Annotated in this window: 8 protein-coding genes and 1 pseudogene; 5 read left to right on the top strand and 4 right to left on the bottom strand. The window is 70.4% G+C overall.

Going from position 1 to position 13,100, the window contains the following annotated elements; genetic code table 11:
* Positions 1–26 precede the first annotated feature (26 nt).
* The 4 genes from HMPREF9058_RS01340 to HMPREF9058_RS01325 all read right to left on the bottom strand — a co-directional run bounded on the left by HMPREF9058_RS01340 (position 27) and on the right by HMPREF9058_RS01325 (position 3,578).
* Positions 27–935: a hypothetical protein gene (locus tag HMPREF9058_RS01340; protein WP_009747368.1), complete on the bottom strand. Its 909-nt coding sequence runs from the start codon at positions 933–935 to the stop codon at positions 27–29.
* Positions 936–1,057: 122 nt separating this feature from the next.
* Positions 1,058–1,543: a hypothetical protein gene (locus HMPREF9058_RS01335; RefSeq protein WP_009405800.1), complete on the bottom strand. Its 486-nt coding sequence runs from the start codon at positions 1,541–1,543 to the stop codon at positions 1,058–1,060.
* Between the two features lie 139 nt (positions 1,544–1,682).
* Positions 1,683–2,315, bottom strand: a complete 633-nt coding sequence (locus HMPREF9058_RS01330; RefSeq protein ID WP_043537559.1) for an amino-acid N-acetyltransferase — start codon at positions 2,313–2,315, stop codon at positions 1,683–1,685.
* Between the two features lie 126 nt (positions 2,316–2,441).
* Positions 2,442–3,578, bottom strand: coding sequence for a sugar-binding transcriptional regulator (locus tag HMPREF9058_RS01325; protein WP_009747615.1), 1,137 nt, complete (start codon positions 3,576–3,578; stop codon positions 2,442–2,444).
* A 388-nt stretch (positions 3,579–3,966) separates the two neighbouring features.
* Here HMPREF9058_RS01325 and HMPREF9058_RS01320 point away from each other — a divergent pair, with 388 nt between their 5' ends.
* The 5 genes and pseudogenes from HMPREF9058_RS01320 to HMPREF9058_RS01300 all read left to right on the top strand — a co-directional run bounded on the left by HMPREF9058_RS01320 (position 3,967) and on the right by HMPREF9058_RS01300 (position 12,586).
* The gene (locus tag HMPREF9058_RS01320) at positions 3,967–5,766 is read left to right on the top strand and encodes a glycerol-3-phosphate dehydrogenase/oxidase (RefSeq protein WP_009747471.1); all 1,800 of its coding nucleotides are present in this window, start codon (positions 3,967–3,969) and stop codon (positions 5,764–5,766) included.
* Positions 5,767–5,933: 167 nt separating this feature from the next.
* The gene (locus HMPREF9058_RS01315) at positions 5,934–6,674 is read left to right on the top strand and encodes an MIP/aquaporin family protein (RefSeq protein WP_009406179.1); all 741 of its coding nucleotides are present in this window, start codon (positions 5,934–5,936) and stop codon (positions 6,672–6,674) included.
* A 90-nt stretch (positions 6,675–6,764) separates the two neighbouring features.
* Positions 6,765–8,298, top strand: a pseudogene (gene glpK, locus HMPREF9058_RS01310) (glycerol kinase GlpK).
* A gap of 228 nt (positions 8,299–8,526) precedes the next feature.
* Complete coding sequence (locus HMPREF9058_RS01305) at positions 8,527–10,590, top strand: cation-translocating P-type ATPase (protein ID WP_009405766.1); 2,064 nt, start codon at positions 8,527–8,529, stop codon at positions 10,588–10,590.
* Positions 10,591–10,876: 286 nt separating this feature from the next.
* Positions 10,877–12,586 (top strand): L-lactate permease, encoded by a 1,710-nt coding sequence (locus HMPREF9058_RS01300; RefSeq protein WP_009405979.1) that lies wholly within the window; start codon positions 10,877–10,879, stop codon positions 12,584–12,586.
* Positions 12,587–13,100 lie beyond the last annotated feature (514 nt).

Here is a 13,100-nt window from a genome sequence, read left to right as displayed (position 1 = left end):
TCGACGTCCACCGTGTGCGCCCCGACTCAGGGGCGGTTCAGGCCCTGACGGCGTTCCTGCCTCGCTCGCAGTCCCTGTTGGACACCGAGCACGCCGTTGAGCTCGACGTACTCGCCCGTCTCCTGGGTGTATCCGCGCGCGACCGCCCACTCCCAGATGCGGTCCAGCTCGGCGGTGCCCTTCGCCTCCAGCGCCTGGGCACTGACTCCGGACCAGGTCAGACCGGCCAGCACGAATGCCTTGCCGGCGGGGTCGATGACGTGCCCCTCGGCGTGACGGATCTGGACCTTGCCGGCGGCGACGCCCTGGGCCGCCGGCGCACCGGGAACCTTGACGAACAGCCCCGTGCGCGACCGCGGCCAGGGAATATCGCGACCCCTCCCGCCGGCCCCGATGTGGATGCCCGTGGCGTCGAACACCGTGCGCACCGACAGGAGGAACAGGATACCGAGCAGCAGGAACAACCCGAGGAGCAGCAGGATGACGAAGGCACCGATCGTGCCCTTGTCCCCGAGATGAATGAGGTTCCAGACCGCGCCGGCCAGGCACACCAGCCCAAAGCCGCCGCCCACGAGAAACTGGATACGGCTGGAGGTCGTCGCCGTGGGCTTGAGGACCAGCTTGTCCTGTTCCACGGGGATGGGGCCGAGGCGGGAGGGCTGGTACTCGTACTGCGGGGCCGAGGAGGACTGCGGCGCGCCCGCGACGCCGTAGGAAGCCGCCTGAGGCCCTGCGGGCTGTCCGGCCTGCTGACCGTACTGGGCCTGAGGTCCGGGGTGACCGTACTGCACAGCTCCGACCTGACTCGTCTGGCCGTACTGGGCTTGAGGTCCGGGGACACCGGCTTGACCGTAGGGGTTCTGCTGGGCGGGGGCACCGTACTGGCCGGGCTGTCCGGGCTGACTGTAGGGGCCGTTGGCCGGTGGCTGACTCATGAGTATTTTCCTCTAGGGGTTCTTCGGACTTATGGGGGCTGACGACGCTTTGTCAGCCTATCGCCCTGGCTCTGTACCGGCTTTTGGTAGAACTCCCCATCGGCCCAGCCTGCGCTTAACGGTTATCTGTCGCCGGTGAGGCGGCGCAGCACGCGTACCCGCGGACTCCAGGACGCGGGCCGGGACACCGAACCGGTCGCCTCCCGTTCGGCGTTGTCGAGGAGGTCCTCGACGACGGCGTCGTGCAGGGGCTCGACCACGGCCGAGAACATGAGCCGCATGGCGCCGCGGGCACGGCCGATGAGGACGTGGCGGATGCGGGTGCGCTCATCGTCCAGGGCATCAAGGCTCAGTTCGTGGGCACCGATGATCCCTGTTCGCGGACGGAAGGTGAACCGCACTCGCCGGCCGGGCTCGTACTCGCTCACGTAGTAGCGGATGACGCCATGGCCGCCGTCAGCCCCCACCGCCAGGGGCCGGTCCAGGACCATCGGTGTCCAGGACTGCGAGGGCCAGAGCCGGTCGTCCTTCTGTCCCAGCCCGTCAAGCAGGGCCCCAAGGGACTCGATAGGGGCGTTGATGACGCGTTCGTGAACGTTGCGGATCATGGGTGCTCCTCCACGGTTGCCGCATGGCTGTCACACAGCCGCCGGTCGTTTGTCTGACAGGATCGCACCCGACGACGAGGTCGCACAGGACTGCGGCGCGCCGCAGCGAACCGCACCCTGCCCATCCAGGGCGGTCAGCTCACAGGTGCAGGAGCATGCGGGCGTTGCCCAGGGTGTTGGGCTTGACACGGGCCAGGTCGAGGAACTCAGCCAGACCGTCGTCGTGGGAGCGCAGCATCTCGGAGAAGACGTCCGCACCCACTGGGGTGCCCTCGATCGGCTCGAAACCGTGGGCACCGAAGAAGGGCTCCTCGAAGGTCATGCAGAACACCCGCTTGAGCCCCATCTCCCGGGCCTGCGCGATGAGCTCGCGCAGGATGGCCGAACCGAGCCCGGTCCTCACAGCGTCGGGGTGAACGGCCAGGGTGCGTACCTCGGCGATGTCGTCCCACATGACGTGCAGAGCCCCGCAGCCCACGATCCTGGGCGTGGCCGACGCCTCGCAGCCGTCTGCTCCACCGGGCCCGGCGACGCCGGGGATCTCCTCGGCGACGATGAACTCCTGAATGTCCTCGAAGTAGGAGATGAGGTCCTTGGCGATGAGAACGCGACGCTCAGCGTAGGGCCGCACCAGCTCGGCGATGGCGCGCACGTCCGCCGGGCGGGCCGACCGCAGGATGCGTCGGGAGCCGTCGACCCCGTAGACCTCGGCCCGGCGAGCTGCCCGGCCGGTGGGCAGGTGTTCATCTGTCCTGACAGCAGTGCTGTTCATCGTCGTCCGCATTCAGTAAGACTCAGTTCTGGTCGTGGGCCCCGCGAGCCGGTGCTCCACCGACGACGTCGGAGCCGTGAGCAGACCGCAGCGCGATCCGGGCCCACATCCTGCCACGTTCGCGACTCATCGAGAACCGCCTCCCTTCTGGCCGCGGGCCTCGGCGAGATCCAGGACGGCGCGGGCGGTGGCGTCGTCGACGACGAGATCCGTGGCGGTGCGAGCGCGCAGCGCGGCCAGCAGGGCGCGGGCCTTGCCGGTTCCCGCGGCCACGCACAGGCGGCGCGGAATCCGGGCGAGCTGGGCGGGAGTCGGACCGGTGGCCCGGGCGTTGAGGGCGACGTCGCGCCAGGAGCCATCGGCGCGCAGCAGGACGGTGCACACGTCCCCCACCACGTTCTGGCGGCGCAGCACGGCCTGGTCCCGGGCCGTGAGGTGGCCGCCCTCGTAGACCTGAGAGGGCAGGGCCCCGTTGAGGGCATCGAGGGCGCCGACGCCGAAGACGGCCAGGCTCGCGCGCCGCACCACCGACAGGACTCGCTTGACCGAGCGCTCCGACCACATGGCCTCGCGCGTGGCCACATGGTCGAAGAAGGCCGGCACCGGGAAGGAGATCGTGCGCGCCCCCAGCGACAAGCGCATCCGGGAGAGCACCTCGCCGGCACTGGGCCCCTCACGCACAGGATCCGAGGCACCGTTGAGCTGGACGACGGTCAGTCCCGGAACGGACCTCGAGGGCAGGGCGGCGCTGACCTCCGACATGGTGGTGCCCCAGGCGACACCGACGACGATGCCTCCTGCGCCGGCGTCCCGACCCGACCCGGCGGGCTTGTTACCCTCGGGGCCACCGGACTCAGGCGCACCGACAGCTCGGCCCTGGCCCGGCTCGACCAGGGCCTCGATGAGATCGACCATGTGCGCGGCAGCGACGGAGGCGACCTGCTGGAGGCGGTGGATCTCCGTGGTGCCCTCGCGCACCGGGACGATATGCGTGCGGACCCCGAAGACCTGGGCCATCCGCCCCTCCAGGGAGCCGGCACCCCCGGGCTGGACGAGGCTGACCCGCACGACACCCTCCTGGCGGGCACGCGCCAGGAGCCGGGAGACGGTCGAGCGCGACACCCCCAGGTGGTGGGCGATCACCTCCATCGTCTCGCCCTGGACGTAGTACATGGAGGCCGCCTCGTAGGCGCGCAGGAGGCCGCCGGGGTCGGCGGCACTGGCCGCGCTCCCGGCCGCGTCAGCAACGGTTCTGCCAGTCACGTCTTCCTCCTTGCTCCACCCGGCTCCACCCTCCGACGACGGTGCCGTTCCACACGGCTGCTGCGCACCGCAGGAGGAAACGATCCTGCCGCCTGCGACATCGGATGTCCTGTTCAGGAGAGCCGTCCACACAGTTGTGCGGACATTCTTGTGGATACCTCGAAAGTCTCGTGCACATTCGTGCACATCCCTTGCGCATTCTCCCACGCTCGGCGGACAGTGGTGTCCGCCACCACACAAGGGCCGTGCGAGCGCGAGGGAACGCGGCGGGCCCCGGCGCCGGAAGCCGGGACCCGACCTGCCTCCCATCCGGCACCCCGGTCAACGCCGACCGGCCCCGCACAGCCCCATCAGTTTCGATCTCACGACACGTAGGAGCCCAGGAGCCATGACCTCCACCCGCAAGCCCTCGTCCACGAAGACCCCCCGCAGCTCCGGCCCGGCTGGCCCCTCCTACCCCGCACCCATCCAGGACACCGCGCTCAACGCCGCCCAGCGTGAGCGCGCCCTGGAGGAGATGTCCTCCGCCGAGGGCCTGGACGTGCTGGTCGTCGGCGGGGGCGTCACCGGCGCCGGCATCGCCCTGGACGCCGCGGCCCGCGGCCTGCGCACCGGCATCGTGGAGATGGGCGACTGGGCCTCGGGCACCTCCTCGTGGTCCTCCAAGCTCGTCCACGGCGGCCTGCGCTACCTCTACCAGCTCAACTTCGCCCTCGTGCACGAGGCCCTCACCGAACGCGGCCGCCTGCTGAGCACCACCGCGCCGCACCTGGTCAAGGCCCAGCCCTTCCTGTGGCCGCTCAAGCACCACTACGAGCGCTCCTACTCCGCGGTCGGCGTGGGCATGTATGACGCCCTGGCCCTGGCCGGCTCCCGCGGCCGCAAGACCGTGCCGATCCAGCGCCACCTGGGCCGCAAGGGCACCTCCGCCCTGGCCCCCTCCCTGGACACCAGCGGCCTGGCCGGCGCCATCCGCTTCTTCGACGCCCGGGTCGACGACGCCCGCCTGGTCATCGACCTGGTGCGCACCGCCGTCGGCCTGGGGGCGCTGGCCGCCAACCGCACGAAGGTCACCGGCTTCATCACCGACGAGCGCGGCCATGTCCACGGCGCCCGCGTCACCGACCTGGCCACCGGCACCGACCACGAGATCCGGGCCAAGCGCACCATTAACGCCGCCGGCGTGTGGACCGAGGACGTCCAGGACCTGGCCACCGACGCGGGAGGCCTGAAGGTCCTGGCTTCCAAGGGCATCCACATCGTGGTCCCCAAGGAGGCCATCGACGCCGAGACCGGGGTCTTCCTGCGCACCGAGAAGTCAGTCCTGTTCATCATCCCCTGGCCCGAGTACTGGGTCATCGGCACCACCGACACCCCCTGGGATCTGGACGTCTCCAAGCCCGTGGCCACCGCCGCCGATGTCGACTACATCCTCGAGCACGCCAACTCCGTGCTGTCGCGGCCCATCACCCGCGCCGACATCATCGGCGTCTACGCGGGCCTGCGCCCCCTGCTCCAGCCCAAGCTCAAGCCGGGCGCGGAGGCCGCCTCCACGAAGGTCTCCCGTGAGCACACGGTCACCCGGATCGCCCCTGGGCTGACCGCCATCGCCGGCGGTAAGCTGACCACCTACCGGGTCATGGCCTCCGACGCCGTCGACCACGCCCTGGGCGAGGCCCTGTCCCATGCCCATCCCTGCGCCACGCAGGAGCTGCCCCTGGTGGGTGCGGCCGGCTACCACGCCCTGGCCAAGCGGGCCGGGCGGATCGCCGGTGAGCGCGGCTGGACCCTGGAGCGGGTCACCCACCTGCTGGACCGCTACGGCGACGAGACCCCGGCCCTGCTGGAGGCCATCGACGCCGCCGGTCCCGAGGAGCGCCTGGGCGAGCCGCTGGCCGAGGCCCCCACCTACCTGCGCGCCGAGGTCGCCTGGGCCGTCACCCACGAGGGCGCCGAGAGCCTCGACGACGTCCTGCTGCGCCGGGTGCGCCTGGACCTCTCGCGCCGTGACCGGGGCCTGGCCGCCGCCGACGAGATCCTGGCGATCATGGCGCCGCTGCTGAACTGGTCCGAGAAGGACGTCGCCGCCCAGAAGGAGGCCTACGCCCAGCGCGTGGCCCAGATCGCCGCGGCCGAGGCCGAGCTGACCGACGCCGCCGCGGTGGCGCACATCACCGAGCCGATCTAGTCTCCTGCGGGTCAAGCGGACCGCAGCCGGTACCGCTCGGCCAGCGGGATCCCCGTGGTGCCCGTCAGTTCCCGTGGAGGCGGGCACCGCGACCACCCACCACCCACACCCCGGACCTCGCAGTCCCGAGTACACCCGCACACCGTCGTGCAGAAAGAGAGCCGCACATGTCTGCGACCCTGACCCAGATCTTCGCCTCGGAGGCTCTGGGGACGTTTCTCCTCATTCTTCTGGGCTGCGGCGTCGTCGCCGGTGTCGTGCTGCCCACCTCCAAGGCCAAGGACAGCGGCTGGATCGTCATCACCATGGCGTGGGGGCTGGCGGTCTTCGTGGGCGTCTACGCCGGTTACAAGACCGGCGCACACCTCAACCCGGCGGTGACCATCGGCCTGGCGGTCGCCGGACGACCCCTGGCCGAGGGAATCTCCGCCACACCGGTCAACATCCTCGTCTACTGCGCAGCCCAGATGGTGGGTGCCATGGCGGGCGCCGCCACCGTCTGGCTGTCCTACAAGAAGCAGTTCGACCAGGAGGCCGACGCCGCCTCCAAGCTCGCCGTCTTCGCCACCGGCCCGGCGGTGCGCTCATACGGTTGGAACGTCGTGACCGAGGCGGTGGGCACCTTCGTCCTGCTGGCCTGGATCCTCGCCTCGGGCAAGACCCCCTCCGGCCTGGGCCCGCTGGCCGTGGCCATGGTCGTCGTCGTCATCGGCATGAGCCTGGGCGGCCCCACCGGCTACGCCATCAACCCGGCCCGTGACCTGGGCCCGCGCATCACCCACGCCCTCCTGCCGATCCCCGGCAAGGGCGACTCGGACTGGGCCTACTCCTGGGTCCCGATCGTCGGCCCGCTCATCGGCGCCGTCGCCGCCGGGCTCATCGTCCCCCACGTCGCCGGGCTGTTCTGAGCCCACACGACCCTCGACCGCATCGACACCATCGCTGCCCAGCGCAGCCCTCACCACCGCCCCCTCACAACGCAGTGAAAGGACATTCCTGTGAGCCCCAACAGCACTGAGAAGAAGTACGTCCTGGCCATCGATCAGGGCACGACCTCCTCACGCGCCATCCTGTTCAACCACGACGGCGAGATCGTCGCCGTCGACCAGAAGGAGCACGAGCAGATCTTCCCGCGCGCCGGCTGTCGAGCACGATGCGAACGAGATCTGGGACAACATCCGCTTCGTCGTCGGAGGGGTGCTGGCCAAGGCGCAGATCAACCGCCACGAGATCGCCTCGGTGGGCATCACCAACCAGCGCGAGAGCGCCGTCGTGTGGGACAAGAACACCGGCGAGCCCGTCTACAACGTCATCGTCTGGCAGGACACCCGCACCCAGAAGATCTGCGACCGCCTGGCCGGCGAGGACGGCCCGGACAAGTACAAGGACCGCGTGGGCCTGGGGCTGGCCACCTACTTCGCCGGCCCCAAGGTGGCCTGGATCCTGGAGAACGTGGCGGGCGCCCGCGAGCGCGCCGAGGCCGGCGACCTCCTCATGGGCACCATGGACACCTGGACGCTGTGGAACCTCACCGGCGGGGTCAACGGCGGTGTGCACGCCACTGACGTCACCAACGCCTCGCGCACGATGCTCATGAACATCGACACCCTGGACTGGAACCCGGAGATCTGCGCGGACATGGGCATCCCCGTCTCCATGCTCCCCGAGATCCGCCCCTCCTCGGGCGTCTTCGGCTACGGCCGCAAGAACGGCCTGCTGGTGGACACCCCCATCAGCGGCATCCTGGGCGACCAGCAGGCGGCCACCTTCGGGCAGGCCTGCTTCGAGAAGGGCCAGGCCAAGAACACCTACGGCACCGGCTGCTTCATGCTCATGAACACGGGCACCACCCCGGTGCGCAGTGAGAACGGGCTGCTGACCACCGTGTGCTACCAGATCGGAGACGAGCCGGCCGTCTACGCCCTGGAGGGCTCGATCGCCGTGGCCGGCTCGCTGGTGCAGTGGCTGCGCGACAACCTGGGCATCATCGCCGACTCCAAGGACATCGAGGCCCTGGCCTCCAGCGTCGAGGACAACGGCGGGGCCTACTTCGTGCCGGCCTTCTCCGGGCTGTTCGCCCCGCACTGGCGCCCCGACGCCCGCGGTGCCCTGGTGGGTCTGACCCGCTACGTCAACAAGGCGCACATCGCTCGGGCCGTGGAGGAGTCCACCGCCTACCAGACCCGCGAGGTCCTCGAGGCCATGAACGCCGACTCGGGACAGGCCCTGACCGAGCTCAAGGTCGACGGCGGCATGACCCGCGACGAGCTGCTCATGCAGTTCCAGGCCGACCAGGTGGGCGTGCCCGTGGTGCGTCCGAAGGTCGCCGAGACCACGGCGCTGGGTGCCGCCTACGCCTCCGGTATCGCGGTCGGCTTCTGGTCGGGCACCCAGGACGTCATCGACAACTGGGCCGAGGACAAGCGCTGGGAGCCGACCATGGAGGAGGCCGAGCGCGAGCGGCTCTTCCGCAACTGGAACAAGGCCGTCCAGCGCACCCTGGACTGGGTCGACGAGGACGTCGTCGAGTAGGGCCGATGTCCGACAGCGCTCAGGCGACGCTCGCCGGCACCGCCTGAGCGCCCACTGCCCCGGACGCCGCCGACGGGACCACCTCCCCATGGGCCCGTTGGCGGCGTCCTCATGCACTACTAGTCCTCTCATACACTGTTGAGGCCCGTGAATGGTCGGTAGATTCCTGGGTGGCGCTCCCTGGCCCGCCCGGGGAGTACTTCCCGTCCCCCTGTCAGGAGTCCCTGTATGACGGCCCACCCACCCGCTGCCCACGTGTCCCCACCCGCCTCCGCCCCGTCGGCCTCGACGCCGGCGCTGCCCGTCGATGATTCCGACGAGCTCTCCAACACCGGCACCCCCTCGGGTGCCCGCACGGGCGAGGGGATCCTCGAGCGGATCGAGTGGGCCGACGTCGTGCGCATCGCGGTGGTGGGCGTGGCGGCACTGGGTGCCTGGATCGCGGGCACGACCGGCGCACCCGGCTGGGCTGTGGGCGCCGTCGGGGCGGTGGTGCTGGCGGTGGGCTGCTGGCCGCTCCTGGTCGAGGCGGCCGGTGACCTGCGCGAGCGGCGCATGAGTATGGAGCTGTCGATGCTCCTGGCCATCGTGGCGGCCGCCGCCATTGGCGAGTGGGTGACCGCCCTGGCCGTGACGGTCTTCGCGCTGTGCGCCGAGGTCCTGGAGGAGCTGTCGATGGATCGGGGGCGCGACGCCCTGACCGATCTCATGTCCTTCCTGCCGCAGACCGCGCGGGTGGTGGGGGCCCCGGAGACCACTGAGTCCGCCGAGTCGGCCGAGGCCTCGCAGTCCCCCGGGGTCACTGAGGTCCCCCTGGACGAGGTCCGCCCGGGGCAGGTCATCGCCCTGAGCCCCGGGGGCCGGGTGCCGGTCGACGGCGTCGTGCGCACCGGTAGGGCCGACGTCGACCAGTCCCGGATCACCGGGGAGGCGCTGCCCGTGCAGGTCGGGCCGGGTGACCGGGTCCCGGCCGGCTCCATCACCCGTGGCGCCCTGGAGCTCGAGGTGGAGCGGGTCGGCGAGGAGTCCTCCTACGGGCGGATCGTGGCCGCGGTGCGCCACGCCCAGTCCTCGCGCGCGCCGGTCCAGCGCCTGGCTGACCGGCTGGCGGCCCGCATCGTCTACCTGGCGCTGGCGGCCGCCCTGGTCACCTTCCTGGTGACCAGGGACGTGCGCGCCACGATCTCGGTCATCATCGTGGCCGGGGCCTGCGGGGTGGCCGCGGGCACTCCCCTGGCGGTTCTGGCGGCCATCGCCCGCGCCGCCCGTTGCGGGGCCTTCGTCAAGGACGGCACCCACCTGGAGCAGCTCTCCGCGGTGGACACGGTGGTGGTGGACAAGACCGGGACCCTCACCGTCGGCGAGCCCCGGGTCGTGAGCGTCCGCCCCACCGAGGCCGCCGCCGGCGAGGGCGAGGTGCTGGCCCTGGCGGCCGCGGCCGAGTGGAACTCCGAGCACCCCATCGGCCGGGCCATCTACGCCGAGGCCGCCGTGCGCGACCTGACGGTGCCGATGCCCGGCGACGTCGCCTACTCCCCCGGGGCCGGCGTGAGCGCCCACGTCGAAGGACGCCAGATCACCGTGGGACGCTGCCGGGGACAGAAGAACCAACCGGAGCGGGACGCCTCCGACTGCGACGACGAGGCCGCCCTGAGCACTGAGTCCGACCCGGAGGCGCCGTCGGCCACCTCGGTGGTGGAGGTGCGGGCCGACGGACAGCTCCTGGGCACCATCGCCCTGGCCGACCGGCTGCGTCAGGGGGCGGCCGCCGCCGTGCGGGACCTGGGTGACATGGGCGTGGAGGTCCTCATGCTCACCGGCGACTCGGCCGCCTCTGCGCGCCACGTGGCCGGCCTGCTCGGCCTGGCCGAGGAGCAGGTGCGCGCCGACCTGCTGCCCACCGACAAGGAGGAGGTCGTCGAGTCGCTGCGCCGGGCGGGCAAGCGCGTGGCCATGGTGGGCGACGGCGTCAACGACGCCCCCGCCCTGGGCGCCGCCGATGTCGGCATCGCCATGGGCACCGGCACGGATGTGGCCCGCGAGGCCGGGGACGTGGTGCTCGTGGGCTCCGCCCCGGCCGACCTGGTCGAGACCGTGCGGGTGGCCCGCCGGGCCCGGCGCATCATCATGGTGAACTTCGTGGGCACGGTGGTGGTCGACGTCGTCGGCATGATCGCCGCCGGGCTGGGGCTGCTGGGGCCGGTGGCCGCGGCCCTCGTGCACGTCGTCTCCGAATCGGCCTTCATCCTCAACTCGGCCCGGCTGGTGCCCCGGCGCCGCCGCAGGCGCTGAGCCGTCCGGCCACCGACACCCACCGACACAGGCCGCAGCACCCGCGTCTTGAGGGCCTGGCACTGGGCGCCATGAGCTCCGGGCCGCCTCGACCGCCGCGCCCTGCGTCCCCACTTTTTCCTGGAAGAATGCGCGAAGACGGCGCACGGCCCCCGCATATAGTGCACAAGTCACCGTCTCCATGGCATGATCGTTGGGCCTTAGTACCCAGGACGCAGCAGCGCGGCTGCCAACCCAGCCCCGCTGACGACCTGGACGACCCATCAGTACTCACAGTGGAGTAACCATGACGCCAGCCGTCCTGTCAGCCCTGCCGATGCATCCGGCACCACTCGCCCCAGCATTGGCGGGACTGCCCGCCACCTTCACGCCGTCGACCACGGCAGTGGGGGGCAACGTCTACCTCACCGCCGCGGTGGGTCTGCTGCCGCTGGTGGTGTTCTTCGTCCTCATGGGCGTGTTCAAGGTGGCCACCCACTGGTGCGCCATCATCTCCCTGGTGATCGCGGCCATCACCGCGGTCACCCTGTTCCACATGCCGGTGGGCATGACGGTCATGAGCGCCACCCTGGGCATGGCCGTGGGATTCGTCCCGATCATCTACATCATCGTCGCGGCCGTGTGGCTCTACAACCTCACTGACGTCTCGGGTCGTGCCAAGGACCTCAAGGCCGTGTTCAACGCGATCGGCAAGGGTGACATGCGAGCCCAAGCCCTCATCGTGGCCTTCTCCTTCTGCGGCCTGCTCGAGGGTCTGGCCGGCTTCGGCGCCCCGGTGGCCATCGCCGCCGCCATGGTGGCGACCCTGGGCCTGCCCAAGCTCAAGTCGGCCGTCGTCGTCATGGTCGGTAACGCCATCAACGTGGGCTTCGGTGCCATGGCCATTCCCACCACGACCGCCGGCCAGCTCGGCAAGCAGGACCCGGTGAGCGTGGCCACCGCCATGGGGCACCTGACCTGGGTGTTCTGCGCCTTCATCCCGCTCCTGCTGCTGTTCATCCTCGACGGCGCGCGCGGCGTCAAGCAGCTGTGGCCGCTGGCGATCGTGGCGGGGCTGGCCACCGGGGTGGGTCACTTCTTCACCCCCTCGATCTCCTACGAGCTCACCGCCGTGCTGGCCTCCCTGCTGGGCCTGGCCGCCTCCTACATCTTGCTGCTGGTGTGGACCCCGACAACCCCTGAGGAGTACCGCTCCCAGGTGGCCGCCGACGACGCCCCCGACCGCGAGCGCGTCATCCTGGCCCTGCTGCCCTACGTCCTGGTGGTGGTCATCATCGCCACGACCAAGCTGTGGACCCTGGGCGTCAATCTCGACAAGGTCTTCGCAGCCACTAACAAGATGATCCCGTGGCCCGGCGTGCACGGGCAGCTCCTGACCGCCAAGGGCGAGGTTTCTAAAGACGCCTTCTACAAGCTCCAGACCCTGTCCAACCCGGGCACCTGGATCTTCCTGACCGCCATCATCGTCACCTTCATCTACGCGGCGCGCTCGGTGCCGGGCAAGTTCGAGATGAGCGTGGGCAAGGGCTTCGCCACGCTGGCCAAGACCTGCTACACGCTGCGCATGGCGATCCTGACGATCGCGGCCGTCATGGCTCTGGCCTACGTCATGAACTTCTCCGGCCAGACCTCCGCGATCGGTGCGGCCCTGGCCGCCACGGGCGCCGCCTACGCCTTCCTCTCCCCGGCCCTGGGCTGGGTGGGGACCGCCGTGGCCGGCTCGGCGACGAGCGCGGGCGCCCTGTTCGCCAACCTGCAGGCCACCGCCGCCCAGGGAGCCGGGCTCGATCCGAAGATCCTGCTGGCCGCCAACACCATCGGTGGCGGTCTGGGCAAGATCGTCTCCCCGCAGAACCTGGCCATCGCCTCCACCGCAGTGGATGCCCCCGGTACGGACGCCGAAATCCTCAAGAAGGCGGCCCCCTACTCCATCGGGCTGCTGCTGGTGCTGGGCACCCTGGTGTTCCTGGCCTCCCAGGTGGGGCTGGGGGTCTGAGTCCGCTCGAGCCTGACTCCTACAGACGGCGCCCCCGGGTCCTTCGCGATTCCGGGGGCGCCGTGCGTATACCCGCGCCTCCGACGTCGGATCGGGGACGTACTTCCCAGCCGAGGACTGCGTTCTCCCACCGGCGACTGCGCCCCGGCACGCGCATTCTGGAGGCAAACGCAGTCCTCGCCGCAAAAGTACGTCCTCGCAGCAAAAGTGCGTTCTCGACGGCGTCGGCCACACTCCTGCCGAGGCCTGTTCGAAGTCCATCGCAGATAAGGGCAGTAACGCATGACGCAATCCGCTTCTAGGACTTACCTCCCACACGCCACGGCCACTCCCTGCTCAGCCCACCCTCACCCCTCACAGATCCGCGCCACCTCAACGGAAAACTTGTCTCAGAGAGCGGAACCAACCGACCGGGAGTCCGTCGTTGTCAGACGAGCACCACCTCCGGGCCGTAGCCTGAGAAGCAGCCGAGGCCGCATCAGATCCTGCTTCGAAGCAGGTGAGTCCGGGCGGT

Source organism: Actinomyces sp. oral taxon 175 str. F0384 (assembly GCF_000223355.1).
GTDB classification, from domain to species: Bacteria; Actinomycetota; Actinomycetes; order Actinomycetales; family Actinomycetaceae; genus Actinomyces; species Actinomyces oris.
The sequence above is the reverse complement of the archived record's forward strand: the minus strand, read 5'-3'. Positions and strand labels throughout refer to the sequence as shown.

Excerpts from the sequence above, each read along its gene's own strand:
- HMPREF9058_RS01335 (WP_009405800.1), bottom strand. The coding sequence starts at position 1,543 with ATGATCCGCAACGTTCACGAACGCGTCATCAACGCCCCTATCGAGTCC.
- HMPREF9058_RS01300 (WP_009405979.1), top strand. The coding sequence starts at position 10,877 with ATGACGCCAGCCGTCCTGTCAGCCCTGCCGATGCATCCGGCACCACTC.
- HMPREF9058_RS01330 (WP_043537559.1), bottom strand. The coding sequence starts at position 2,315 with ATGAACAGCACTGCTGTCAGGACAGATGAACACCTGCCCACCGGCCGG.
- HMPREF9058_RS01315 (WP_009406179.1), top strand. The coding sequence starts at position 5,934 with ATGTCTGCGACCCTGACCCAGATCTTCGCCTCGGAGGCTCTGGGGACG.
- HMPREF9058_RS01320 (WP_009747471.1), top strand. The coding sequence starts at position 3,967 with ATGACCTCCACCCGCAAGCCCTCGTCCACGAAGACCCCCCGCAGCTCC.
- HMPREF9058_RS01340 (WP_009747368.1), bottom strand. The coding sequence starts at position 935 with ATGAGTCAGCCACCGGCCAACGGCCCCTACAGTCAGCCCGGACAGCCC.
- HMPREF9058_RS01305 (WP_009405766.1), top strand. The coding sequence starts at position 8,527 with ATGACGGCCCACCCACCCGCTGCCCACGTGTCCCCACCCGCCTCCGCC.